A 24,961-nucleotide genomic window follows, 5' to 3' on the forward strand; every position below is an offset into this window, starting at 1 on the left:
GCCCGCGCTGACATATTCAGTCGGAGGCGAGTTTCATGCGGCGAGGCCAGACAGTGACGAAAAAGCAGCGACGCGTCTGGTGGGGCGACTTCAAGGCGGCCGATTTTGCGGCGATCGACCCCGAGGCGACGATCGCCGTCATCCCCGTCGCCGCGATCGAGCAGCACGGCCCGCACCTGCCGGTTTCGACCGACCTCGCCATCATGGAGGGCATGCTGGCCGAGACCTTCGCCCATATGCCCGACGATCTCGACGCCCGCTTCCTGCCGATCCAGGCGGTTGGAAAATCCGACGAGCACATCCATGCGCCCGGCACGCTCAGCCTGCCGGCCAACATGCTGGTCGACGCCTGGACCGAACTCGGCGCATCGATTACCCGGTCGGGCATCCGCAAGTTCGTGTTCGTCACCTCGCATGGCGGCAACGAGGAGGTGATGGGCATCGCCTCGCGCGAACTGCGCGTGCGTTACGGCGCGCTCTCGGTGCGCTCGAGCTGGGGCCGTTTCGGCACGCCCGACGGTCTGTACCCTGCCCGCGAAATGCAGCTCGGTATCCATGGCGGCGACCTCGAGACCTCGCTGATACTGCATTTCCGGCCGGAACTGGTCGACATGGCCAAGGCGCAGGATTTTTCCTCGAGCTTCGAGCGTGCCGAAGGCGCGTTCGACCTGCTGCGTTCGCATGGCCCGCACGGATTCTCGTGGATTGCTTCCGATCTCAATCCACATGGCGTCGTCGGCAATGCGGCTATCGCTACCGCCGAAAAAGGTCGCCTGACGGCAGGCCATCAGGCCAAGGGCTTCGTCCGCCTGCTGCAGGACATCCGCAAGGCCAAGCTGGCAGAGTGGATCGCTTAGAGACTTGTTTTCGTGCTCGCCCGCCATCAGGCGAATACAGCTCAGTAGTCCTCATGGTGAGCCTGTCGAACCACGAGGACGCCGAGCGCCATATCTGATGACCCCAAAACCCATGGTTCGACAGGCTCACCATGAGGATTTGGTGCGCTCGTCATCTACGGGCTAAACCTCCAACCCGAACGGCACACCCTCGAAGCAATCTGCACCGCGGCCGAGGGCAGCGATGGCGGTCACCATCCTCCCGTCGCGCCCGAGAATCTGGTCGGCCACCGCAATCAGCCTTGGATTGGGCGTCGCGGTCGGCGAAAGCCGGCGCAACAGCGCGGCAAGCTCGGCCTCATCGCGCGACGGATCGAGCGCTGCCGCGATGATGTAGGCGGACGCCGTCGAGCGGCTGACGCCGGCCCAGCAGTTGATCGCCAGCGGCCGCGAGCGGTCCCAGGCGCGGGCGAAGTCCAGCAACTGCCGCACATGCGCCTCACCGGGCAGTGTCATGCCATCCTGCTCGGCTGCGATGTCATGCATGTTCATCAGCAGGTGGTTTTCGGCGCGAATTGCCAACGGCCGGGTCATCTCCGTGCCGGCCGAGAGCAGCGAGATCAGCCGTTCGGCGCCAATACGGGTGACCGTCTCGTCGACCTTCGACAACGGGCAGACATAAATCACCGCGCCGCCTCCTTCTTGGTCGCTTCCCGGTCCTGCGCCCAATCGCCCAGGGCCACATCGAGTCTGCGCCATTCGACCTCGTGCCCCGGGAGGCCGCAGCGCAGTTGCGTCGGCCGGTCGGCAAAACTGCGCACCAAAATGCCCTCGCGCCCCAGCGCTTTGAACAGCCCAACGGCGTCGGGAATGTCGACATGGCGAAACAGCGATGTGCCGCCGGTAACGATCACACCGGCGCGGGCGAAGGCCTGGTCGAGCCGGTGCGCGGCATGCGCCAGCGTCGTCCGCATCTCGCGCTGCCAGTCCACGTCCGACAGCGCCTTGATGCCGTATTCCAGCGACGGCACCGCCACCGACCACGGCCCCAGCTCTTCCTCCAGCCGTCCAGCGATATCGGGGTGAGCCAGCGCAAACCCAAGCCGAATGCCGGCAAGCCCATAAAACTTGCCGAAGGAGCGCAGAACGACAAGACCACCCATGTCGACATCACCGGCAAGGCTCTGCGCCTGCGGCCCGACATCCATGAACGCCTCGTCGACCACGAGCAGCCCGCCGCGCGCGCGCAGGCTGGCTGCGAGTTCGAGCAGGTCCTTGCGCTGGACGACGCGGCCGTCGGGATTGTTCGGATTGACCACGACGGCGAGTTCCGCCTCGAAAAGCTGGGCGAACTCCCTTGTCTCGGCCACCTGATGGCCTGCAATCGCCGCGGCGCGGGCATGTTCCTGATAGGTGGGCCCGAGCACGAAGGCGCGGCCCGGCCGTACCAGCGAGGCGATGCGCGGCAGGAGGATCTGGGTGCCCGGCGCAGGCACCAAATTGGCCGCCGAGGGCGCGCCATAGGCGGTGGCGGCAACGGCTGCGAGGTCGCGCGCGCGGCCCGGTTCGGGCAGACGCGACAAGGCTGTGGCAGGCAGCTCGAAAAGCGGATAGGAGTTCGGATTAATCCCGGTCGACAGGTCGACGAACGGCTCGGGCGCTCCCGGAAACAGCGCCCTCGCCCGTTCCAGGCTGCCACCGTGGTCCACGGTCCCTGTCCTACGTCCTGCAAGAAGCGTCATGTCTTTTCCGCTCGCCTTCCTGTCGCTTCTGGTTGAACTCGGTCTCGGCTACCCGGACCGGCTGGTTCGCAAGATCGGCCATCCGGTGATCTGGATCGGCAATCTGATATCCTTTCTCGACACCAGCCTCAACCGAGCCACCGATACCGACGCTCAGCGCCGCTTCTGGGGCGTGGCCGCGCTCGTCGTCATCGTCTTTGTGCCCGCCACGATCGCCTTCGCCATCGAACGCCTGTTCGGCCTGTTGCCTCTAGGCATCCTTCTCACCGCCATCGCCGCCTCCAGCCTCGTCGCCCAACGCAGCCTCGGCAGCCACGTCAAGGCGGTCGCCGACGCGCTCGACAGCGGCGGCATCGTTGCCGGCCGCAAGGCCGTCTCCCAGATCGTCGGCCGCGACCCCGAGCGCCTGGACGAAGCCGGCGTCAGCCGCGCGGCCATCGAGAGCCTGGCCGAAAACTTCTCCGACGGCATCACCGCCCCTGCCTTCTGGCTCGCCATCGGCGGTTTCGCCGGCGGCGCTGCCTACAAGGCCGCCAACACCGCCGACTCGATGATCGGCCACCGCACCAAGCGGCACGAGGCCTTCGGCTGGGCGGCGGCCCGTTTCGACGACCTCGTCAATCTGCCGGCCTCACGCCTGACCGCGCTCGCCATCGTGCTGGCCGCCTTCCTCATACCCGGTGCCGACCCGAAGACGGCATGGGAAGCCGTCTGGCGCGACGCGAACAAGCACCGTTCGCCCAATGCCGGCTGGCCCGAGGCCGCAATGGCCGGCGCGCTTGGCCTCGCCCTTGCCGGCCCGCGCGCCTATGGCGGCGTGATGGTCGAGGACGCCTTCATGGGATCGGGCGGCCGCCGCGAGGCCAATGCCCAGGACATCCGCTCGGCACTGCGCCTCTACTGGACGGCCGACGCCATCCTTGTCGTCGCCATCGGCCTTGTCGGCCTCGCCATCTGGCTCTGACGCACCGAAAGCTAGAACTCGATCCCCTTCTGCGCCTTCACGCCGGCAGCGAAGTGATGCTTGGTAGCGCCCATTTCGGTGACGAGATCGGCAGCCTCGACCAGTGCCGGCTTGGCGTTGCGGCCAGTGACCACGACATGCAGGCCCTCGCGCCGGCCCTTGAGCGTCGAGACGACAGCATCGAGATCGAGATAGTCATAGCGCAGCGCAATGTTGAGTTCATCGAGCACGACGAGTGAGATGCTCGGGTCTGCCAAAAGCTCCTGCGCTTTCGCCCAGGCAGCCTCTGCAGCAGCAATGTCGCGCATCTTGTCCTGCGTCTCCCAGGTGAAGCCCTCGCCCATCGTGTGCCACACGACGCGGTCGCCGAAGGCGGCAAACGCGTCCTGCTCGCCGGAATGCCAGGCACCCTTGATGAACTGCACGACGCCGACGCGATGGCCATAGCCGAGCATGCGCAGCGCCAGCCCGAAGGCCGCCGTCGACTTGCCTTTACCGGGACCGGTGTTGACGATCAGCAGTCCCTTCTCGACGATGGTCTTTCCCGCCACCTCGGCATCCTGCACCGCCTTCCGCTTGGCCATCTTGGCGCGGTGGCGCTCAGCTTCCTGTTCGTCGATCGTCTTCATCATTTCACCTTCATCGGCAGACCGGCGACCATGTACAGCACCGCGTCGGCCACGGCCGCCACCTTCTGGTTGAGGCGGCCAGCATCGTCACGGAAGCGACGGGCCAGTGCATTGTCGGGCACGATTCCGAGCCCGACCTCGTTGGAGACCACGAACCACGGCCCTCGCGGGCGCGACAGCACGTCCGCGAGGGCGGCGCATTCGGCCTCGACATCGTGATCGGCCAGCATGTGATTGGTGAGCCAGAGCGTCAGGCAGTCGACCAGCACCGGCGCGCCCTCGGGCACGCTGCCAAGCGCGCCCGCGATATCCAGCGGTGCGTCGAGCGTTTGCCAGCCTTCGCCGCGGCGATCACGATGGATCGAGATGCGCTCGCGCATCTCGTCGTCATAGGCCTGCGCCGTGGCGATGTAGGTCCACGGAGCAGGAATTTGCGTGATGAGCCGCTCGGCATGCGCGCTCTTGCCGGAGCGCGCACCGCCGAGCAGGAAGGTCAGCGTCTCAGGCAAGGCGACCGTTCAGCGACTGTGCGGGTTCGCTCATGAAGCGATTGCGCACGTAGCCTGCCACCGCGCCCAGCACGACCCAGAACACCAGGTTGGAGATGGTGACAGCGACGACAAAGCTGTGGTGCAGGTCGGCCGGGATCGGTGACTCATGGCTTTCCGGCTGCGGCGCCCCGACGATGTGCGGCGCGACGATCAGCGCAACGCCGAGGACAGCCAGCGGCAACGACTGCTTGAAGGCAATCAGCGCGAGGCCAGCAGCGGTGGCCACGACAGTCAGCGTCCACCATATCTGGCGCGAGACGAGATCGGCGGCAGGCATGGCCGGCAGTTCCGGCGGCAGGCCGAGACCAGGCGCCAATGTGAAGACGGCAAAGCCGGCAAAACCCCAGAACACGCCCTGGCGCCAGTTGGCGATGCCGCCGGCAAACTCGGAGACGGCGACCAGGATCAGTCCGAAAGCGATGCCACTGACGATGTTGGCGAGCGCCGAGTAAGCGAAACGCTCGAAGCCGTCGGCAGGCGCCCACGCTTCTTCCTCGGCCGGCGCCACAGCCTGTGCGTCGGCAGCAGGCGCGGTCGCTTCGGTACCGGCCACGGGTGCCGCGCCGTGGTCGTGGCCGCCGGCGTTTTCATAGGTCTCCGCCTTGAAGATCAGCGGATCGGTTGAATAGGTCTGGAGCGCAGCAAGGATCACGCCGGCCAATAGGCCACTGATCGCCGCGATGAACACGACGTTGCGAAAGACGGACATGGTTGGCTTGCTTTCGTTAGTGGCAGGGGAAAGCCATCGAGTGGCGATAGTCGTGGGCAGCATTGTGCACCACTTCCATGTGCGAGAACCCGAGGAAGCCAACAACGAAAAGGCCGAGCAGCGCGGCAAGAGCCAGCTGCATGATACGCGACTGCGAGGAGACGTCGGTGCCGAGAGCAGAAACAGTGTTCATCATAAGTCCTTTCGCCCTCCACCCGAGGGCACAGAGATAAGTGCCTGTCGCCGGCAGGTCTCCTGGCTTGCGGATTGGCACCCTTCCCCGCCTTCCCGAAGCAAGCTTCAGTGGCATTTGGGGAGGACTAGCCGCATACAGTTGCGGGGGCAGCCACGGCTTCGGACCCTCTAATGGACCTTACCGCATTCCCTCTTGATTCCGTAACGGAACCGACGACGCCGCAACTATAGAAACAAATGGCTTGGGCGGCAAACCAAATTCCGACGCCGCGGCGCTCGAATGCGGCGTTCTTGCGATCAGCCGCGCGCGGTGATTCGTTCGGCCACCAGGTGCTGCAGCCGCCACAGATGCCGGTCGTGGATGGAACGCTGCTCCAGGTTCTTGACCACATTGTAGAGATAGTCGGCGGCCGAGCCCCAGTGGCCGCAGGTCGTGGCCAGACGCTTTACGACCTCGTCCTCGCCAAGCGCCCCGGCATAGGCATGGCCTTGACGGTTGATGACGAAAGCGAGTGCGGTCAACGGCCCCTCATCGGTGGCGAGGTTCAGCCAGCGCGGCTTGTAGGTCGAGGGCTTCAGCGTCATCTCGCGGCGAAACAGCTTGTCCAGTTGCTCGCGCCGGTCGCCGTCCGTCAGCCTGAGCGCCACGCCCTTGCATTGGCCGCCGCGATCCATGCCCATCATCAGCCCGGGCTCAGTCTTTGTGGCGCGCCAGCGGGTCATGTTGATGCAGAACGAACGGTGCCAACCGCGCGCCAGCGCCACCCTTTCGTCGGTGTGTTCGACCTCGGGCTTCCAGATCAGCGAGCCATAGGCAAACAGCCACAGCGGCCCATTGCCGGGATAGGCGGCAAGCGTCTTGTCGATCATGCGTTCGTAATCGGCATCGTCGAGGTGCTGCGCATCAGGATCGGGGCCGGCATCAGCCACCTCACGATGGCAAAGTGCCACCAGTTCCTCGGTCAGCGACATCACACGACCGTTCATTGCAGGCATCCCCGAACCCTGTGCATGACGTTGGCTAGTCCCTCTCTTGCCGCGGTTCAACCATGATAGTGCTGCATGGGCGGCGAAACACCCGAAGCCCAAGCGAATGGCCATGACGATGCAACCGACCACCGACCAACTTCAAGCCCGGACACCGCGCGTTAAGGTGATCGACATTGCCCGTGGCGTGGCCCTCGTCGCCATGGCCGTCTACCATTTCGCCTGGGATCTCGAGTTCTTCGGCTATGCCGACCCTGGCATGACCGCCTTCGGCGGCTGGAAGCTGTTCGCCCGCTCGATTGCGTCGAGCTTCCTGTTTCTTGTCGGCGTAAGCCTCGTCCTTGCCCACGCAAAAGGCATCCGTTGGCGCGGTTTCCGCAAGCGGCTGGCGATGGTGGTTACCGCCGCCACGGCAATTTCGGTGGCAACATGGTTCGCCATGCCCAACACTTTCATCTTCTTCGGCATCCTGCACCAGATCGCCTTTGCCAGCGTCGTCGGCCTCGCGTTCCTGCGCCTGCCGCCGCTGTTGACGCTGGCCGCCGCCGTGCTGGTGATCCTGGCGCCGATCTATCTGCGCAACGATACCTTCAACCACCCGGCCCTGCTCTGGATCGGCCTTAACACCGTTGCCCCGCGCTCCAACGATTTCGTGCCCGTCTTCCCCTTCTTCGGTGCGGTTCTGGCAGGCATGGGCGTTGCCGGGCTGGCGCTGAAATCCGGCCTGTACGACCGGCTGGCGCAGTTGAAACCCGGCACTTGGTCGAAACCGCTCGACTTCTTCGGCCGCCACAGCCTCGCCTTCTACCTCATCCACCAGCCCGTGCTGATTTCCTTGGTCTGGGCCTGGGCGCAGGTCTTCCCGGCACCCGTCGAAACCCGCGAAGTCGGCTTCCTCAAGTCCTGCCAGATCTCGTGCGAGCAAAGCCGCGACACCGATTTCTGCACGCGCTACTGTGTCTGCATGCTCGACGAGCTGCAGAAGGACGATTCGCTCGACCGCCTCTATGCCAGCGACCAAAGCCCTGAACTGAAGTCGCGTGTCGGCGACACCGCCGCCATGTGCACCGCAAGGACGGACGGCGAAATACCATCGGGAGGATCGCAATGACCGACATCAAGGCAGCCCCCAACCGGGTGCCATGGCCGCCTATCATCTACCTGCTGGCGATTGCCATCGCCATCGTGCTTGGACTGCTCTATCCGCTGCCCTGGATCACCGAGCCGATCTCGGATCTCTTGTTTGCCGCCGGCTGGCTGGCGATCGCCGGCTTTGTCGCGATCGAGGTGTCGGCGATGCGCGCCCTGAAGCGTGGCAACACCACCATCCGGCCTGACAAGGCATCGGACCATCTGGTGACGAACGGGCCGTTCTCCTTCACCCGCAACCCGATCTACTTCGGCAACACGCTGCTGATGATCGGCATCGGCATGGTCAGCGGCAGCCTCTGGTTCATCCTCCTGGCACTGATCGCCGCTTTCGCAACCCAGAAGCTCGCCATCGAGCGCGAGGAAAAGCACCTGCAGGCGCGCTTCGGCAAGAAATACATCGACTACGCGAAGAAGGTCCGCCGCTGGATCTGACGCGTTCCCCGTTTTCGGCAATCCGCTTGATTGATGGCGGCGGCCAAGTCGTGCGTCCTTCGACAAGCTCAGGATGAGGACCGTAGGCGCTGCCTCAGGATGAGGACCGTAGGCGCTGCACTCAAGACTGCGACCCCTAAGACTGCGACCCCAAGAAGAATCGAAGGCTCTGATTTTCAGCCAGAATCGAAGGCGCTGACCGTCAACACCTGCCGGCAACGCCAACGGTCCTCATCCTGAGCTTGTCGAAGGACGCACAACCCTCCAACCGCCGCAGCTCACGCAACCCACGTCAGGTATTGACGCCCAGTTCCACCAGCCGCTCGACACAGGATTCTTCGGCCTGGTCCAGTTCGGCGAGCGTCTCCTCGAGGTCGCGACGCTTCTGGCGCAAATCCTCGCGCTTCTCCTCGATGCGCTTGATCATCAGCTTGAGCTGGCCGACCTCGCCGGGCGGCTCGCGATACATCTGGATGATCTCGCGGATCTCGTTGATTGAGAAACCAAGGCGCTTCCCGCGCATGATCTGGCGAATGAGATGCCGGTCGGACGGCCGGAACAGCCGAGTCCGGCCGCGACGCACCGGTTGCACCAGCCCTTCATCTTCATAGAAGCGCAAGGTCCGCGTCGAGATGTCGAATTCGCGGGTCAGTTCGGTGATCGAATAATATTCCCGCATCGTTCCTCCACCCCGCGAGCAAGACCGCCCCGCCTCAAAATCATGCCGGGCACTAGCCGAGGCGAACGTGCCGGTGACAGCAAGCGCCACGCGGCAAGGACCATGGTTGATCCGCGCGGAGTCTCGCACGCGATTTACGTAAAAGTCAATTGAACTCGACCGTCTCTGTAGCCTGCAATAATCCGCTCGATCGCACACGCCGAGGACACGCCAGAGTTGCGATTCCGGCAAGGCCCCGGCGAAAGCCGAACCCGGATTTCGGTGTCATCCGCCGCCGAGATGCAACCACCATGTCGCGAGGCTGAGGAAGGCAAGGAAGCCGATCACGTCGGTGATCATGGTCGTGAAGATCGATGACGAAATCGCCGGGTCGGCGCCGACCTTGTCGAGCAATAGCGGAATCAGGATGCCGCCGAGTGCCGCCGCCAGCATGTTGAGCACCATCGCCGCGGCGATGACAAAGCCCAGGTCGGGATTGTGGAACCACAGACCGGCGACCAGGCCGAGGATGGCCGCAATCACCGCGCCATTGAGCAGCCCGACCATCACCTCTCGGCGGATGACCCGGCCGGCGTTGTAGATGTCGAGATCGCGCGTGGCGAGCGCCCGCACCGTCACCGTCATCGTCTGCGTGCCGGCATTGCCGCCGAGCGAGGCAACGATAGGCATCAGCGCGGCCAACGCCACCATCTCCTCGATGGTCGCGCCGAACTGGCTGATCACCGACGCCGAAATGAAGGCGGTGCCGAGATTGACCAAAAGCCAGGGCACGCGCGAGCGCGAGGTGGCGGCGACGGTGTCCGACAGCTCTTCGTCGCCAACGCCGCCCATGCGCAGAAGATCTTCTTCGGCCTCCTGCTGGATGACGTCGACCACGTCGTCGATGGTCAGCACGCCGACCAGCCGCTCGTTCTCGTCGACGACGGCGGCGGACAGCAGATCGTATTGCTCGAATTCGCGCGCCGCCTCTTCCTGGTCCATCGTCGCGGGAATGGCGTGCCGCGTCTCGTGCATCACCTCTTCGATCTTGACCGCGCGCTTGGTGCGCAGAATCTGGTCGAGATCGACAGCCCCAAGCAGCTTGAAGGTCGGGTCTATGACGAAGACCTGGCTGAATTGGTCGGGCAAATCCTTGTCGTCGCGCAGATAGTCGATGGTCTGGCCAATGGTCCAGAACGGCGGCACCGCGACGAATTCCGTCTGCATGCGGCGACCGGCCGATTCTTCGGGATAGTCGAGCGAGCGGCGCAGCCTGATACGCTCGGTGAACGGCAGTTGCGCCAGGATCTCATTCTGGTCCTCGGCGTCGAGATCCTCGAGGATGTAGACAGCGTCGTCGGAATCGAGCTCCTGGACGGCCTGGGCAATCTGCTCGTTGGGAAGGTTGTCGACGATGTCGAGGCGGATCGCCTCGTCGACCTCGGTCAGCGCCGAAAAGTCGAAATCGGACCCCATCAACTCGACCAGTGCAAGCCGCTGTTCGGGCAGCAACGCCTCCAGCAGGTCGCCGAGTTCGGATTGGTGGAGGCCAGAGACGTCGCGCTTCAGCGACAGCGTGTCGCGATCTGCGATCGCCGCGCCGATATGGGCGAGGTACGACGCAAGTATGGCCCCATCCTCGCCGTAGATTTCGGCGCGGACAGAATCAGCGGCGTCGGCGCCGTGCATATGGTCGTGTCGGGCTTCCATCGGCGCTTCCCGCTTGCGGATTTCGGGATTCGAGGTGGGTTATCCCTAGCCCGCCAAGGGTCGGAATATCAAATGAAATACCGCACGATCAGGCCTCGCGGATCAGCCATTTCCACCCTGTTCCAATCACGCCACATGCTCGCTTGCGCATTGCCTGTGATCGGCCAGCACCTCGATGATGCGGCAGTCGCAGATACGGCCGTGGCCGCATTCATCGATCATCCGCGACAGCTCGCCGCGCAGCGCCTGGAGCCGTTCGATGCGCCTGTCCACCTCCAGCAGATGCGCCTTGGCGATGCTGTCGGCCTGATGGCACGACGCCTGCGGTTCCTGCGACATGGCGAGAAGCCCGCGGATGTGCTCGACCTCGAACCCAAGCTCGCGGGCATGGCGGATGAAGTTCAGCCGATCGACCTCCGGTTTGCCGTAGCGGCGCTGGTTGCCCTCGGTGCGCGGTGGCGCTGCAATCAGCCCGATCTGCTCGTAGAAGCGGATCGTCGGCACTTTCACGCCGGTGCGCCGGGCCAGTTCGCCAATCGGAATGTTCATCTCGAAAAACCTCTTGATCCTCTAGTGGCTAGAGATTCTAGCATCAGGTCATATAGGATTGAAAGGACTTGAAATGAACGATGCCAGCATCGGCAGGACGCGCTTTCGCGTCGGTGGCATGGACTGCGCCTCCTGCGCGACCAAGATCGAAAACGCGGTGACCCGCCTCCCCGGGATTACCGAAGTTGGCATCTCGGTCTCGGCAGGCACCATGACGGTGTCGCATCGCGGCCCGGCCCCGACCACCGAGATTTCGCGGCAGGTCAAGGCGCTCGGCTATTCCGTCGCTTCGCTGGGCGCGGCGCGGACCGCGGAACCGAAGGCCAAGGCGCACGAGCACGGCCCGGGCTGCAGCCACGATCATGATCACAAGGGGCATGACCATTCAGGTCATGATCACTCAGGCCACGACCATCCGGGACACGACCATTCCGGGCATGATCACAAGCACGACCACTCGGGTCACGATCACACGGGCCACGGCCACGGCGGTGTTGCTGCCCATGACGAACCTGCCGACGCGGGCCACAACCACTTCGACCTCGATGACGGCCCCTGGTGGAAAACCCGCAAGGCGAAGATGACCATCGCCTGTGGCACGGCGCTTGTCGCCGCCTACGCCATCGGTCAGCTGATGCCGCAGATCGGACACTGGGCCTTCCTGGTGGCGCTGGCCGTCGGCCTGATCCCCGTCGCCCGCCGCGCCTATGCCGGCGCCATCACCGGCACGCCTTTCTCCATCGAGACGCTGATGACGATCGCCGCCGTGGGCGCGGTCTTCATCGGTGCCACCGAGGAAGCGGCGATGGTGGTACTGCTGTTCCTCATCGGCGAGCTGCTCGAGGGCGTTGCTGCCCGCCGCGCCCGCGCCAGCATCCGCGGCCTAGCCGACCTCGTCCCTAAGACCGCCTTGGTCGAAGAAGGTGGCGTGACGCGTGAAGTCCCAGCCGACTCGCTGGCGCTCGGCTCGGTGATCCTGATTCGCCCCGGCGACCGGGTCGCGGCCGACGGCACCGTCGTCGAAGGCTCGAGCACGCTCGACGAAGCGCCTGTCACCGGCGAAAGCGTGCCGAAGCTGAAGAGCGTCGGCGACGCCGTCTTTGCCGGCACCATCAACACCGACGCCGTGCTCAAGGTTCGTGTCACGGCAACCGCTGCCGACAACACCATCGCCCGCGTCATCCAGCTGGTCGAGGAGGCCCAGGAGAGCAAGGCCCCGACCGAGCGCTTCATCGATCGCTTCTCGCGCTACTACACGCCCGCGGTGCTTGTCGTCGGCGCGCTGGTCGCCGTCATGCCGCCGCTGGTTGCCGGTGGCGACTGGCAGGAATGGATCTACAAGGGCCTCGCCATCCTGCTGATCGGCTGCCCCTGCGCCCTGGTCATCTCGACACCCGCTGCCATTGCCGCCGGCCTGTCCGCTGGCGCGCGCCGCGGCCTGCTGCTCAAGGGTGGCGCCGTGCTGGAAGGGATGCGCCGGGTGACCTCGGTCGCGCTCGACAAGACCGGCACGCTGACCGAAGGCAAGCCGAAGGTGACGGACATCGTCGCCATCGGCCGTTCCGAGGCAAATGTCCTGTCGCTGGCCGCAGCACTCGAGACCGGCTCCAGCCACCCGCTGGCGGTTGCCATCCTCGGCCGCGCCAAGGCCGACGGCGTGCCTGTGCCCCCGGCCGTGGCTGCCAAGGCCGTCGCCGGCAAGGGCGTCACGGCCAAGGTCGGCGGCGAAGAGGTGTTCCTCGCCTCCCCGAATGCCGCCGACGATCTCGCCGCTCTCAGCGCCGAGCACAAGGAACGGATTGCGGCCTTCAATGCCGAGGGCAAGACCGTCTCGGTGCTTCTGGTCGACAGCAAGGCAATCGGCCTCATCGCCATGCGCGACGAGCCGCGTCCCGACGCCATCGCCGCCCTTGCGAGGCTGAAGGACGAAGGCATCGCAACGGTGATGCTGACCGGCGACAACGAGGCCACCGCACGTGCCATCGGCAAGAGCCTCGGCATCTCGGTACGAGCCGGCCTGCTGCCCGACGACAAGCAGCGCATCGTTCGCGAATTGCAGCAGCAGGGCCAGGTGGTCGCCAAGGTCGGCGACGGCATCAACGACGCCCCTGCCCTTGCGGCCGCCGATTTCGGCATCGCCATGGGCGGCGGCACCGACGTCGCGCTGGAAACCGCCGATGCAGCCATCCTCCATGGCCGCGTCAGCGATATCCCCGACATGATCGCACTTTCGAAGTCGGTGATGGGCAACATCACCCAGAACATCACCATCGCGCTCGGCTTGAAGGCCGTGTTCCTGGTGACGACGATCATTGGCCTCACCGGCCTGTGGCCGGCGATCCTGGCCGACACCGGCGCGACGGTCCTTGTGACGGCAAACGCCATGCGGCTGCTCGCCTGGCGCGGCCGGTGAAGCGACCGGAGAAATGACCGTCCTGCGGGCCGCCCGGGTCAGACCCGGGCGGCCCGTTTGACAATCCTGCCCATATGGCCGAGATATCGGCCATGCAAAAATCCTTTGCCATCCTCGTCATCTGCAAAGGCGGCCTCCAAATAGGCTGATAGCCTGGTGCCACTACCTGCGAGAGCAAGAGCGGCACCAGGAACGCGACACCCTCACCATATCACGAATCTGCCTGTCCCGGCCGAGCGATCTGCTGCGTTGTCGCGCGCCGCTCGTTGCCGCGGCATTCCTTTGGACTGTTCAAATGACCTTCAAATACAGCTTCACCTTCCCGATCAGCGGCGCAAACAAGCTGCCTCGTTTCAAGGACTGGGCGGCACAACACGCGGCCGATATCGACGTCAGCCTGCCGCCTCAGGTTCCGGTGAAGAGCGAGAGCCTGACGATCCGCCTCAAGTCCGCCGACGACCGGCAACAGCTCATGACCAAGCTTGCCGGCGTCGACCTGTAACGCCTAGCGACGGTGACGGGCCAGCCCCGTCACCGCTCACTTGCGGCAGATCATGCACCATTGGCCGCACTGCCCCGGACAACTCGGCATCCTTCTTGCCCCGGCCCCGCAATCGGCATCAGGCTGGGCCGGGCATTTTGACAACCTTGCCCACACCCCATAAGTTCGCCGGACCAGCAGTCGTCCGCTCCGGATGGAGCAGGCCTTTCGAAAAGATCGGCGACATGATGACCTCGGCATTGGCACTTCTTCTGGCGATGTTCACCTCCTCCGCAGCGATTGCGGACGAGAATGCCTTTCTCGAAGCTCTTTCCGGCAATTGGCATGGTGGCGGACAGGTACGATTGAAACCCGGCGCGATGCCGCTTTCCGTCTCCTGCAGCCTCGATTCCCGCGCCTACGGCACGGCCCTCAACCTCGCTGGCGCCTGCCGCGCTAAAGTCATGTTCTCCCGCCGCATAGGTGTCGATCTTCAAGCCAACGGCAGGCGCTACACCGGCTCATATGTCGGTTCGAGGCGTGGTGCCGCGCGGCTTTCCGGCACCCGCACCGGCGACACGCTCAATCTCCAGATCATCTGGCCGGACAAGGGCTCCGGCTCGCGCGTCGCCAGCATGCAACTGGCAAGCGTCGGCACCAGGCATATGCGGATCGTCACCATCGAACCGCATCCCCAGACAGGAAAGAAGGTCGTGACGGCGACAATCGAGCTGACCCGCAACTAGCTGGCCTCGCATCGAGCTTTCAGGACATCCGTTCACTTCCGAAGCGCTGCTGTCGCGGCTACGGAACCGACACGATGCCCAGCCCTTGGGCGGCTGGCATCCCAGGACGCCGCAATCAACGGCAGCAAGGCTGCGCAACTCTCTGTAATTCCTGAAAACACCGGCGAGCCCCGGGGTGGCTCAAGCTGTTTCATCCTGGATGGAACGGCTCGCTCAGGTGATTTGGTATTCACCTGAAAAGTGATGGTGCGGTCGAGAAGACTCGAACTTCCACGGGTTGCCCCACAGCGACCTCAACGCTGCGCGTCTACCAATTCCGCCACGACCGCACTGTCACGAAGGGCCGGTCCGAACCGGCTCGCGGCATGTAGCAAATCGTTTCCGGGGAAACAAGCGCCCTGTGCGATATTCGTCCATCATTCTTGCTTGCCGCTGCGGAAGACGCCGCCACTTCAGGCAATAGCCGGCTTTCCGGGCGCGGGGACTGGACGTTTTGGCCGCAAGCGGCCATATCAGGCCGAAGAACGGACCGTCCAGATGACCGAACGCAGCCTGATCGCCACGTCGTTTCTCGCCCTTCCCGGCTCAGCCCCGGTCGAATGGCGAATCGAACCCGGCCTTACCCCCTACGACCAGGCACTCGCGATCATGGAAGAGCGCGCCGACGCGATTCGCCAGGGCAGCGCCGGCGAGATGGTCTGGCTGGTCGAGCATCCGCCGATCTACACCGCCGGCACCAGCGCCCAGGAACAGGATCTGGTCGAGCCCGACCGCTTCCCCGTCTTCAAGACCGGCCGCGGCGGCGAATACACCTATCACGGCCCCGGCCAGCGTGTGGCCTACGTCATGCTCGACCTCAAGCGCCGGCGCGAGGACGTGCGCGCCTTCGTCGCGGCACTCGAGGCCTGGATCATATTGGCGCTCGCCGCCTTCAACGTGAAGGGCGAACGCCGCGAGGACAGGGTCGGTGTATGGGTGGTCAGACCCGACCGCCCGGCCCTGCCGGACGGTTCACCCGCGGAAGACAAGATTGCCGCCATCGGCATACGCCTGCGTCGCTGGGTGAGCTTCCACGGCATCGCCATCAACGTCGAACCCGAGCTCGGCCACTTCTCCGGCATCGTGCCTTGCGGCGTCACCGACCACGGCGTCACCAGCCTTGTCGACCTTGGCCTGCCGGTGACGATGAGCGACCTCGACGTTGCGCTCAAGGCGGCGTTCGAAGAGATATTCGGACCGGCAGACATGATCGCCGAGAGCGTCCGAAAGACCGCCTAGGAACCCGCCTGCCGCCCCCAACATTGCGGCGGGCTTCAAGCGCAGTGTCGAGCCCTCGGCTCATTCCGGCATCGGGATATGTCCCGGTGCCGCATTCCTCATCGGTTCAGAACCCCATCGAAAAGAGGCCGAACCGGCATTCAATCACAGTGCGCCGATCCACATCGCCATGGTGACGAGGAAGGTGCTCATGCAGACCATCGAAATGACATCCTGTACCAGCTCAGCCATCTGTCGCTCCTGTTTTTAATATGTTCGTAATTTGTTCTATTTTTGTTCAAATGTCAACGTGCGCCAATTGCATTCGGGCGCCGGCGTTCGCGCCGAGCGATTCGACAGTAAATGAAGGGTTTATGCGCGCGAACGACCACCGCCGCGCGTTAACGAACGCGCGTCAGCCATCACCGGCATTGAAGTGAAGTCTGCAGGAATAGGCGCCCGGGGTGACCGCCCGCAGCTAGCGCAGCGGAACGATCTTGCCCTCGGCGAGCGTCACGCGGCGGTCCATGCGCCCGGCCAGTTCGTGGTTGTGCGTGGCAATCAGCGCCGCCAGACCGGATTGCCTGACGAGCGCCGAAAGCGCGTCGAAGACATAGCCTGCCGTCACCGGGTCGAGATTGCCGGTCGGCTCGTCGGCCAGCAGCACCAGCGGCGCATTGGCCACCGCTCGTGCGATCGCCACGCGCTGCTGCTCGCCGCCGGAGAGCTCGGACGGCCGGTGCTCGGCGCGCTTGCCGATCTTCATGTAGTCGAGCAGTTGCGCCGCACGCTCGCTCGCCTGGGCAGGGCTGAGCCCCTTCAGCAGCTGCGGCATCATCACATTCTCCAGCGCCGAGAATTCGGGCAGCAGGTGATGGAACTGATAGACGAAGCCGACGTCGTTGCGGCGGATCGCGGTACGCTCGTCGTCCGAAAGCCGCCCGCAGGCGCGTCCGTTCAGGATGACGTCGCCGCCGTCCGGGCGCTCCAGCAGGCCGGCGGTGTGCAGCAGCGTCGACTTGCCGGCGCCCGACGGCGCCACCAACGCCACCATCTCGCCCGGCGTGAGCGAGAAGTTGGCGTCATTCAGGATCGTCAGCTTGCGCGAGCCCTGCTCGTAATGGCGTTCGACGCTCTTGAGTTCGATAACGGCTTCAGTGGCCATCATTCGTACCTCAGCGCTTCGACCGGATCGAGCGTTGCCGCCCGCCATGCCGGAAACAGTGTCGCGAGGAACGACAGCACAAGCGCCATGAGAACCACCGATACCGTCTCACTCACATCCATCTTGGCCGGCAGCTGGCTGAGGAAATAGAGCTCGGGATTGAACAGAACCGTGCCCGACAGCCACGAGAAGAACTGCCTGATGCGCTCGACATTGAGGCAGATGACGACGCCGAGCAGCACGCCGGCAATGGTGCCGGTCATGCCGATGGCCGCGCCCGTCATCAAGAAGATGCGCATGACGGCACCCCGCGTCGCGCCCATCGTGCGCAGGATGGCGATGTCGTGACCCTTGTCCTTCACCAGCATGATGAGGCCTGAAATGATGTTCAGCGCCGCGACCAGCACGATCAGCGTCAGGATCATGAACATGACGTTGCGTTCGACCTGCAGCGCGGAAAAGAAGGTCTGGTTGCGCTGGCGCCAGTCGGTCAGGAAGATCGGCCGCTGGGCCGCCTCCTCCACCTTGGTCTTCAGCGCATCGACATCGTCGGGATTGTCGACATAGATCTCGATCGAGCCGACCTTGCCTTCGGAATTGAAGTAGAGCTGGGCCTCGTTGAGCGGCATGAAGACGATCGAGCTGTCATACTCGGACATGCCGACCTCGAAGATGCCGGAGATCGGATAGGCTTTCGCCCGCGGCGTCGTGCCCATCGGCGTGACGTCGCCGTCTGGCGAGATCAGCCGGATGGAATCGCCCAGCACCAGGCCCATGTTCTCGGCCATGCGCTTGCCGATGACGACGCCCTCGCCCTCGTCGAAGCCGACGATCGAGCCCTGCTTGATGTTGTTGGCGACCAGCGTCACCTTGCCGAGGTCGCTGCCCCTGATGCCGCGCACCAGCGCGCCGGCACCCGCGCCGACATTGCCCTGTGCCAGCACCTGGCCCTCGACCAGCGGGATGGCATATTTCACGCCGGCAACGCCGTTGATGCGGTCGGCGACCGCCGAATAGTCCTCGAGCGGCGTATCGATCGCGGTCACGACCAGATGGCCGTTGACGCCGAGGATACGGGTCAGGAGTTCGGCGCGAAACCCGTTCATCACCGCCATCACCACGATCAGCGTGGCGACGCCGAGCATGATGCCGAGGAACGAGATCGAGGCGATGACCGAGATCACCGTTTCCTTGCGCTTCGAACGCAGGTAGCGCCAGGCCACCATGCGCTCGAACACCGAGAACGGCCCGGCTCCGGCTGGCTTGGCCGCCGTCACTTGGCTCATGCCTTGGCGCCCAGCTTGGCGAGTGCGGCAGCCACCGGCAGCGTTTCGCGCTCGCCGGTCTTGCGGTTCTTGATCTCGACCTCGCCGGCAGCAGCACCGCGCGGACCGACGATGACCTGCCACGGCAGGCCGATCAGGTCGGCGGTGGCGAACTTGCCGCCGGCGCGCTGGTCGGTGTCGTCATAGAGCACGTCCTTGCCAGCGGCTTCGAAGGCCTTGTAGGCCTCGTCGCAGATCCGGTCGCACTCGGCGTCGCCGACCTTCATGTTGATCAGGCCGATGTCGAACGGAGCCACCGCTTCCGGCCAGATGATGCCGTTCTCGTCATGGCTCGCCTCGATGATCGCGGCGATCAGCCGCGACGGGCCGATGCCGTAGGAGCCCATCGAGACGAAATGCTCCTTGCCGTCGGGGCCCATGACCTTGGCGCCCATCGGCTTGGAATACTTCTCGCCGAAGTGGAAGATGTGGCCGACCTCGATGCCGCGCGCCGACACCTTGTCGGCCTCGGGCACTGCATCCCAGGCCGCTTCGTCGTGCATCTCTTCGGTCGCCGCATAAGGCGTCGTCCACTGCTTGACGATGCCGTCGATCTCGCCGTCATTACCGAAATCGGTTTCGGCGCCAGGCACTGGCAGCGCCAGGTAATCGCGGTGGCAGAACACCTGGCTTTCGCCGGTTTCGGCCAGGATGATGAACTCATGGCTCAGGTCGCCACCGATCGGGCCGGTATCGGCACGCATCGGGATAGCCTGCAGGCCCATCCGCGTGAAGGTACGGAGATAGGAGACGAACATCCTGTTGTAGGCGGCCTTGGCGCCCTCGAAGTCGAGGTCGAAGGAATAAGCATCCTTCATCAGGAATTCGCGGCTGCGCATGACGCCGAAGCGCGGGCGCACCTCGTCGCGGAACTTCCACTGGATATGGTAGAGGTTGAGCGGCAGGTCCTTGTACGTCTTGACGTAGGACCGGAAGATTTCCGTCACCATCTCTTCGTTGGTCGGGCCGAACAGCATGTCGCGCTCGTGCCGGTCCTTGATGCGCAACATCTCCTTGCCGTAGTCGTCGTAGCGGCCGCTTTCGCGCCACAGGTCGGCCGACTGGATCGTCGGCATCAGAATTTCAAGCGCTCCGGCACGATCCTGCTCTTCGCGCACGATGCGGCAGATCTTGTCCAGCACGCGCTTGCCCAGCGGCAGCCAGGAGAAGCTGCCGGCCGCCTGTTGCCTGATCATGCCCGCACGCAGCATCAGCCGGTGGGAAATGATGTCCGCCTCGCGGGGATTTTCTTTCAGGATAGGCAGGAAATAGCGCGACAGACGCATCGAATGTTCCATGAAAACGATGATGCCGGAATCGGCACGGGAAAGGCTTGCTTGAACGCGCTTCATAGCCATTTCATGGCCGAATGGAAACCCGCGCACGCCGTTTCGACGCAGCGTCAGAATGACCTGTCGCGTTGCCCCGCTCGTCCTGCCAAACAATTGTGCATTGCAGCACAGGATTGCTCTTGCCGAAGCAAAATTCTGCGTGACATTTCATTTCGGCTTGGTCTAATGTGCCCCGATAACCGAGAGGGCGGAGAAAAATCCGCTCTCCTACGCGGTCAAAGTCTTGGGAGGATGCGATCTAGGCGCGATAACTCGCAGCCGCCGGCAACGGAAAGCAGATCGGACGCGTTTAAATTGCAAGGCTTCGCGCCTTGCATTTTTTTTGGGCAATCATCAACTTACGATGCGCTGTTGAAGTAACGACTTCAACAGACGAGTCTTCCGGCTATACCCGAATGACATGAAAGGCAGCCTATGCCTGCCGCACGTCCGGCAGGGCGCGCGGTGGCCGTCGCTCAGTCGATCTTCGGCAGGAACAGCGGAAAGTCGTTGAAGCTGTAGCCGAGGCCGAGGGTGACGCCATAGAACGCGCCCATCAGCACCGCCGTCACCACCGTTGTCCACAGTACGGCGCGCAGCATGTGCGGCCCGCGCGGCGCACTCGCCTCGGTGCCCATCGTGACGTTGTTGTCGTCGTCCTGCGTCTTCACGCCGAACGGCAGGATGGCAAACAGGGTCAGCCACCAGAAGACGAAATACATCGCAATGATCGAAATCCAGGTCATGCCTGTTCGAGCTCCACGAGCGTACCCTGAAAGTCCTTGGGGTGCAGGAAAAGCACCGGCTTGCCATGCGCGCCTGTCTTCGGGTTGCCGTCGCCGAGCACGCGCGCGCCCGTAGCCTTGAGATGATCCCGCGCAGCCAGGATGTCGTCAACCTCGTAGCAGACATGGTGCATGCCGCCCGAAGGGCTCTTGGCCAGGAATGCCGCGATCGGCGAGCCCTCGCCCAGCGGCTCGAGCAGTTCGATCTTGGTGTTGCCGACGTCGATGAAGACAACCGTCACACCGTGCTCGGGCAAGGCCTGCGGCTCGGTCACCCTTGCGCCCAGCGTATCGCGGTAGACCGCGCTCGCCGCCGCCAGGTCCGGCACGGCAATGGCGACATGGTTCAAGCGTCCGAGCATATCAAATCCTGCCTTCAGCGGGTGACGAACACCGTCACCAGCGGTTTCTTGCCCCAGGCCTCGTTGGCGGCACCGCGCACTGCGCGACGCACGGCCTCCTGCACCAGGTCGAGGTCTTTTCGGCGCGCACGGGGTATGGAGTCCACGGCGCCGATTGCCGCATCGAGCATCAATTCCTCGAGCGCCTCGCCGCCGGCATCGACTTCAGCGACGCCAATGGCCACCAGGTCCGGATCGCCCGACAGCTCGTACTTATCGTCGAGCACGACATTGACCGCAACATGGCCGGCAAACGACAACTTGCGCCGATCGCGGATTCCCATCGCCTCGTCCGAGCCGATCAGCTTGCCGTCCTTGTAGACGCGGCCGAACGGCACCTGGTCGATGATCTCCGCAGCGCCCGGCCACAGCCTCAGCATGTCGCCGTCGCGGATCTGCGCCACTTCCGGAATGCCCGACATCGACATCAGCGAGCCCTGGCCCACCAGATGCGCTGCCTCGCCGTGGACCGGCACGCCGATGCGCGGGCGGACCCATTCGTACATGCGCTTCAGTTCGCTGCGGCGCGGGTGACCGGAAACGTGGACCAGCGCATCGCCGTCCTCGATGATCTTCATGCCCTGGTCGATGAGCAGGTTCTTGATCTCGAGGATCGCCTTTTCGTTGCCGGGGATCGTACGCGAGGAAAACACCACCGTGTCGCCGGGCGACAGCGCCACCGACTTCATCTCGTCGCGGGCCAGCTTGGCCAGTGCCGCCCGCGGCTCGCCCTGGCTGCCAGTGCAGATGACGACGAGGTTTTCGCGCGGGATGTAGCCGTAGTCTTCCTCGGAAACGAATTCCGGCAATCCGTCCATGTAGCCGAGCTCGCTCGACACATCGATGACCCGCTTCAGCGATCGCCCCATGACCAGAACCTGGCGACCGGCGTCGCGCGCGGCTTCGGCGATCGAGCGGACGCGGCCGACATTCGACGAGAAGGTCGTCACCGCGACACGGCCCTTGGCCTCTTCGATCACCTTGCGCAGCCCCTGCCCGACCTGCTGCTCGGACGGCGAGTCGCCCTCGCGCAGCGCATTGGTAGAATCGCAGACCAGCGCCAGCACGCCCTTGTCGCCATAGGCGCGGAACCGCGCCTCGTCGGTCATCGGGCCGATTTCCGGCGCCGGGTCGATCTTCCAGTCGCCGGTGTGGATCACGGTGCCGGCAGGGCTGGTGATCGCCAGCGAAACCGGCTCGGGGATGGAGTGGCTGACGGCGATCGCCTCGATCTCGAACGGACCAACGGTGAACTTCTCGCCGGCACGATAGACGGTCACCGGGATTTTCGGCGCACCCTGTTCCGACTGCCGCTTGGCTTCCAGCAGGCCAGCAGCAAAGGGTGTCATCCAGACCGGGGCCTTGAGCTTCGGCCAGATGTCGTGCAGCGCGCCGTAGTGATCCTCATGCGCATGCGTGATGATGATGCCGCGGAGGTTTGTCAGCTCCTCCTCGATGAAACGCGTATCGGGCAGCACCAGGTCGACGCCGGGCAGGCTCGCATCGGGGAAGGTCACGCCGACATCGATGATGATCCACTCGCGTGCGTCCGCCGGGCCGAAGCCGTAGAGCGCGAAGTTCATCCCGATCTCGCCGACGCCGCCCAACGGCACGAATACGAGTTCGGCCTTATCCGATTTCGCCATGTCAGAAATCCTTTCAGCCCTGTCAGGCCGCGCCGGCCGAAGCGACCGCGCCGAAATGCACATCGCCAGCGGCGATCTTGACCGTTTCACCTTTAGCGTCACGGATAACGAAGCGGCAATCCTCGTCGATGGTCTCGAAGATGCCGCGCACCACATTTCCCTCGACCCGCACGGCCACTTCGCTGCCCAGGCCGGCGGCGCGTGCCAGCCAGAGCTTGCGGATCCCGGCCAGACCCCGGCCCTCGGCCCAGAGGCGTTCGTTCTCGCTCCACGCATCGGAAAGCGCCAGGAACAGCGTCTCGGCATCAACGCCAGCCCCGAGGCTGGCGAGCGACGTCGCGGGATAAGGAACGTCGGTCGGATGGGCCACGACATTGACGCCAATGCCGATCGCGATGCCGAGCCGCCCATGCCCAAGCAATGTCGATTCAAGCAGGATGCCGGCAAGCTTGGCGCCCGACGCCAGGACGTCGTTCGGCCATTTCAGCTCGAAGCGCTTGACGCCCGGCCCACTGCCGCCATCGACACCGACGGAAAAACGGGCATTGGGCGCCACCGCATCCAGCGCATCTGCAAGCGCCAGGCCGGCAACGAAGCCGAGCGTCGCCGCATAATGCAGATCGTGATCGAGAACCTTGAGCAGGGTCGCGGCGAGATTGCCTTCCGGCGTCGCCCACACGCGGCCGCGCCGGCCGCGACCGCTGTCCTGCTTCTTGGAGACGATCCAGAGCTTGCCCGGATCGCCCGCCATTGCACGCTCCAACGCCAGCGCATTGGTCGACCCTACCGCCTGGTGGGCCTCCAGCCTGAAGCCTTGGGCATTTGCGGTCGGTGCGAGTTGGAATCCCATCCCGTCAGAAGAAGGTCTTGGCAGCAGCGCCAGCCATCTGCCCGACAGGGCCGCCGATCAGAACGTAGAACAGCACGAAGATGCCGGACAGGCCAAGCACGAGGCGAAGCTCGCCCGCCATCGGCTGGAAGCCGCCGACCGGCTCGTCGAACCACATGATCTTGATGATGCGCAGGTAGTAATAGGCACCCACCACCGAAGCCAGCATGCCGATCACCGCAAGCGCGTAGAGCTTGGCGTCGATCGCCGCGAGGAAGACGTACCATTTCCCCCAGAAGCCCGCCAGCGGCGGGATGCCGGCCAGCGAGAACATCAGGATGGTCAGGATCGTCGCCATCATCGGATTGGTCGAGGACAGGCCGGCGAGATCGCCAATCTGTTCGACATTGCCGTCCTTGCGGCGCATGGCGAGGATGAAGGCGAAGGTGCCCAGCGTCATCACCAGGTAGATCAGCATGTAGATGACCACGCCGCGCACGCCGGCTTCGCTGTTGGCGGCGAGGCCGACAAGCGCGTAGCCCATGTGACCGATCGACGAATAGGCCATCAGGCGCTTGATGTTCTTCTGCCCGATTGCCGCGAAGGCGCCCAGAACCATGGAGGCGATCGAGACGAAGACGATGATCTGCTGCCAGTCGAGGCCGATCGGCTCGAACGCACCCATGGTCACGCGCACGATCAGCGCCATCGCAGCCATCTTGGGAGCTGCGGCGAAGAATGCCGTCACCGGGGTCGGCGCGCCTTCATAAACGTCGGGCGTCCACATGTGGAACGGCACCGCCGAGATCTTGAAGCACAGGCCGGCGAGCACGAACACCAGGCCGAAGACCAGTCCGAGCTGGCGCTCGCCGCCGGTCAGTGCCGCTGCGATCGCCTCGAACGAGGTGTGGCCGGTGTAGCCGTAGACCAGGCTGATACCGTACAGCAGCATGCCCGACGACAGCGCACCGAGGACGAAGTACTTCAGGCCCGCCTCGGTCGAACGCACGTTGTCGCGGTTGATCGCGGCAATGACGTAGAGCGCCAGCGACTGCAGCTCGAGCCCGAGATAGAGCGCCAGCATGTCGTTTGCCGAGATCATCAGCAGCATGCCGAGCGTCGCCAGCATGGCCAGCACCGGGAATTCGAACTTGTCGAACTTCTCTGCCTTGGCAAAACCCACCGACATGATGAGCGTCACCACAGCACCAACCAGCGTCAGCAGCTTCATGAAGCGCGCGAACGGGTCGGAAATGAAGGCCGTGCCATAGCCCTGCCCGTCATGGCCGAACACCAGCATCCAGGCGCCGGCCGCAATCAGCAGCGCAACGGCCAGTCCGGTCACGGTCGTGTTGGCGCGCTCGCCGGAGAACACGCCGATCATCAGCAGCGCCATCGCGCCGACGGCGATGATCAGCTCCGGCATGGAGAGCGAGAGGCTCGAGAGGAGTTCGGGCGTCATGGTTCG

26 protein-coding genes, 1 tRNA gene and 1 riboswitch are annotated in these 24,961 nt (G+C 64.3%); of the genes, 8 read left to right on the forward strand and 19 right to left on the reverse strand.

Annotated elements, in window-relative coordinates; genetic code table 11:
- Positions 1-53: 53 nt before the first annotated feature.
- The gene (locus tag ASC75_RS00795; RefSeq protein ID WP_055969287.1) at positions 54-857 is read left to right on the forward strand and encodes a creatininase family protein; all 804 of its coding nucleotides are present in this window, start codon (positions 54-56) and stop codon (positions 855-857) included.
- A gap of 162 nt (positions 858-1,019) precedes the next feature.
- Here ASC75_RS00795 and ASC75_RS00800 read toward each other — a convergent pair whose 3' ends face one another.
- Both ASC75_RS00800 and cobD read right to left on the reverse strand, forming a co-directional pair.
- Positions 1,020-1,523 carry a tyrosine phosphatase family protein gene (locus ASC75_RS00800; protein ID WP_055969290.1) on the reverse strand — a complete coding sequence of 168 codons (504 nt, stop codon included), beginning with the start codon at positions 1,521-1,523 and terminating at the stop codon, positions 1,020-1,022.
- On the reverse strand, positions 1,520-2,578 hold the full coding sequence (gene cobD / locus ASC75_RS00805) for a threonine-phosphate decarboxylase CobD (protein WP_184117356.1): 1,059 nt from the start codon (positions 2,576-2,578) through the stop codon (positions 1,520-1,522). Before cobD ends, ASC75_RS00800 begins: the two co-directional genes overlap by 4 nt.
- On the opposite strand from cobD, the gene cbiB reads away from it, so the two are divergent.
- Positions 2,577-3,542 carry an adenosylcobinamide-phosphate synthase CbiB gene (gene cbiB / locus ASC75_RS00810; protein ID WP_055969296.1) on the forward strand — a complete coding sequence of 322 codons (966 nt, stop codon included), beginning with the start codon at positions 2,577-2,579 and terminating at the stop codon, positions 3,540-3,542. The two genes, cobD and cbiB, sit on opposite strands and share 2 nt — an antisense overlap.
- Positions 3,543-3,553: 11 nt before the next feature.
- On the opposite strand, the gene cobO is transcribed toward cbiB, so the two are convergent.
- The 5 genes from cobO to ASC75_RS00835 form a co-directional block, all read right to left on the reverse strand.
- Positions 3,554-4,171: a cob(I)yrinic acid a,c-diamide adenosyltransferase gene (gene cobO / locus ASC75_RS00815; protein WP_055969300.1), complete on the reverse strand. Its 618-nt coding sequence runs from the start codon at positions 4,169-4,171 to the stop codon at positions 3,554-3,556.
- A complete protein-coding gene (cobU, locus tag ASC75_RS00820; protein ID WP_055969303.1) occupies positions 4,171-4,680 on the reverse strand; it encodes a bifunctional adenosylcobinamide kinase/adenosylcobinamide-phosphate guanylyltransferase in 510 nt (169 codons plus the stop codon). Before cobU ends, cobO begins: the two co-directional genes overlap by 1 nt.
- On the reverse strand, positions 4,673-5,431 hold the full coding sequence (locus ASC75_RS00825) for a CbtA family protein (protein ID WP_055969306.1): 759 nt from the start codon (positions 5,429-5,431) through the stop codon (positions 4,673-4,675). Before ASC75_RS00825 ends, cobU begins: the two co-directional genes overlap by 8 nt.
- A 16-nt stretch (positions 5,432-5,447) precedes the next feature.
- Entirely contained in the window at positions 5,448-5,624 is a 177-nt protein-coding gene (locus ASC75_RS00830; protein WP_055970598.1) for a CbtB-domain containing protein, read from the reverse strand.
- 34 nt (positions 5,625-5,658) lie between these two features.
- Positions 5,659-5,856, reverse strand: a riboswitch (cobalamin riboswitch).
- A gap of 67 nt (positions 5,857-5,923) precedes the next feature.
- The gene (locus ASC75_RS00835; RefSeq protein WP_055969309.1) at positions 5,924-6,613 is read right to left on the reverse strand and encodes a gamma-glutamylcyclotransferase; all 690 of its coding nucleotides are present in this window, start codon (positions 6,611-6,613) and stop codon (positions 5,924-5,926) included.
- 112 nt (positions 6,614-6,725) lie between these two features.
- Here ASC75_RS00835 and ASC75_RS00840 point away from each other — a divergent pair, with 112 nt between their 5' ends.
- Complete coding sequence (locus tag ASC75_RS00840) at positions 6,726-7,724, forward strand: DUF1624 domain-containing protein (protein WP_055970599.1); 999 nt, start codon at positions 6,726-6,728, stop codon at positions 7,722-7,724.
- Positions 7,721-8,197 carry an isoprenylcysteine carboxylmethyltransferase family protein gene (locus tag ASC75_RS00845; protein WP_055969312.1) on the forward strand — a complete coding sequence of 159 codons (477 nt, stop codon included), beginning with the start codon at positions 7,721-7,723 and terminating at the stop codon, positions 8,195-8,197. Before ASC75_RS00840 ends, ASC75_RS00845 begins: the two co-directional genes overlap by 4 nt.
- Positions 8,198-8,489: 292 nt before the next feature.
- On the opposite strand, the gene ASC75_RS00850 is transcribed toward ASC75_RS00845, so the two are convergent.
- The 3 genes from ASC75_RS00850 to ASC75_RS00860 form a co-directional block, all read right to left on the reverse strand.
- A complete protein-coding gene (locus tag ASC75_RS00850) occupies positions 8,490-8,876 on the reverse strand; it encodes a MerR family DNA-binding transcriptional regulator (RefSeq protein WP_055969316.1) in 387 nt (128 codons plus the stop codon).
- Positions 8,877-9,140: 264 nt separating this feature from the next.
- Positions 9,141-10,565, reverse strand: a complete 1,425-nt coding sequence (gene mgtE / locus ASC75_RS00855) for a magnesium transporter (RefSeq protein WP_055969319.1) — start codon at positions 10,563-10,565, stop codon at positions 9,141-9,143.
- A gap of 126 nt (positions 10,566-10,691) precedes the next feature.
- Positions 10,692-11,114 (reverse strand): helix-turn-helix domain-containing protein, encoded by a 423-nt coding sequence (locus tag ASC75_RS00860; protein WP_055969323.1) that lies wholly within the window; start codon positions 11,112-11,114, stop codon positions 10,692-10,694.
- 73 nt (positions 11,115-11,187) lie between these two features.
- Between ASC75_RS00860 and ASC75_RS00865 the strand changes: the two genes are divergently transcribed.
- From ASC75_RS00865 to ASC75_RS00875, 3 genes are all read left to right on the forward strand, one after another.
- Entirely contained in the window at positions 11,188-13,527 is a 2,340-nt protein-coding gene (locus tag ASC75_RS00865) for a heavy metal translocating P-type ATPase (RefSeq protein WP_055969325.1), read from the forward strand.
- Positions 13,528-13,822: 295 nt separating this feature from the next.
- A complete protein-coding gene (locus ASC75_RS00870; protein ID WP_055969328.1) occupies positions 13,823-14,029 on the forward strand; it encodes a hypothetical protein in 207 nt (68 codons plus the stop codon).
- A gap of 227 nt (positions 14,030-14,256) precedes the next feature.
- The gene (locus tag ASC75_RS00875) at positions 14,257-14,754 is read left to right on the forward strand and encodes a hypothetical protein (RefSeq protein ID WP_156381055.1); all 498 of its coding nucleotides are present in this window, start codon (positions 14,257-14,259) and stop codon (positions 14,752-14,754) included.
- A gap of 244 nt (positions 14,755-14,998) precedes the next feature.
- Here ASC75_RS00875 and ASC75_RS00880 read toward each other — a convergent pair.
- Positions 14,999-15,083, reverse strand: a tRNA-Leu gene (locus tag ASC75_RS00880).
- Between the two features lie 208 nt (positions 15,084-15,291).
- Here ASC75_RS00880 and lipB point away from each other — a divergent pair.
- Entirely contained in the window at positions 15,292-16,032 is a 741-nt protein-coding gene (lipB, locus tag ASC75_RS00885; RefSeq protein ID WP_055969334.1) for a lipoyl(octanoyl) transferase LipB, read from the forward strand.
- A gap of 457 nt (positions 16,033-16,489) precedes the next feature.
- Here lipB and ASC75_RS00890 read toward each other — a convergent pair whose 3' ends face one another.
- The 8 genes from ASC75_RS00890 to nuoN all read right to left on the reverse strand — a co-directional run bounded on the left by ASC75_RS00890 (position 16,490) and on the right by nuoN (position 24,955).
- Entirely contained in the window at positions 16,490-17,176 is a 687-nt protein-coding gene (locus tag ASC75_RS00890; RefSeq protein WP_055969337.1) for an ABC transporter ATP-binding protein, read from the reverse strand.
- Positions 17,176-18,462 carry a lipoprotein-releasing ABC transporter permease subunit gene (locus tag ASC75_RS00895; protein WP_055969339.1) on the reverse strand — a complete coding sequence of 429 codons (1,287 nt, stop codon included), beginning with the start codon at positions 18,460-18,462 and terminating at the stop codon, positions 17,176-17,178. Before ASC75_RS00895 ends, ASC75_RS00890 begins: the two co-directional genes overlap by 1 nt.
- On the reverse strand, positions 18,459-19,787 hold the full coding sequence (proS, locus tag ASC75_RS00900) for a proline--tRNA ligase (RefSeq protein ID WP_055970600.1): 1,329 nt from the start codon (positions 19,785-19,787) through the stop codon (positions 18,459-18,461). The genes ASC75_RS00895 and proS overlap by 4 nt, the downstream gene beginning before the upstream one ends.
- Positions 19,788-20,308: 521 nt before the next feature.
- Positions 20,309-20,578 (reverse strand): DUF1467 family protein, encoded by a 270-nt coding sequence (locus tag ASC75_RS00905; RefSeq protein ID WP_055969342.1) that lies wholly within the window; start codon positions 20,576-20,578, stop codon positions 20,309-20,311.
- On the reverse strand, positions 20,575-20,979 hold the full coding sequence (gene mce, locus ASC75_RS00910; RefSeq protein ID WP_055969345.1) for a methylmalonyl-CoA epimerase: 405 nt from the start codon (positions 20,977-20,979) through the stop codon (positions 20,575-20,577). Before mce ends, ASC75_RS00905 begins: the two co-directional genes overlap by 4 nt.
- Positions 20,980-20,993: 14 nt before the next feature.
- A complete protein-coding gene (locus ASC75_RS00915; RefSeq protein WP_055969351.1) occupies positions 20,994-22,664 on the reverse strand; it encodes a ribonuclease J in 1,671 nt (556 codons plus the stop codon).
- Positions 22,665-22,686: 22 nt separating this feature from the next.
- On the reverse strand, positions 22,687-23,514 hold the full coding sequence (locus ASC75_RS00920) for a biotin--[acetyl-CoA-carboxylase] ligase (protein WP_055969356.1): 828 nt from the start codon (positions 23,512-23,514) through the stop codon (positions 22,687-22,689).
- A 4-nt stretch (positions 23,515-23,518) separates the two neighbouring features.
- Entirely contained in the window at positions 23,519-24,955 is a 1,437-nt protein-coding gene (nuoN, locus tag ASC75_RS00925; protein WP_055969359.1) for an NADH-quinone oxidoreductase subunit NuoN, read from the reverse strand.
- Positions 24,956-24,961 lie beyond the last annotated feature (6 nt).

The sequence above is a fragment of the Aminobacter sp. DSM 101952 genome (assembly GCF_001424795.1).
In the GTDB taxonomy this organism is placed as follows: domain Bacteria; phylum Pseudomonadota; class Alphaproteobacteria; order Rhizobiales; family Rhizobiaceae; genus Aminobacter; species Aminobacter aganoensis.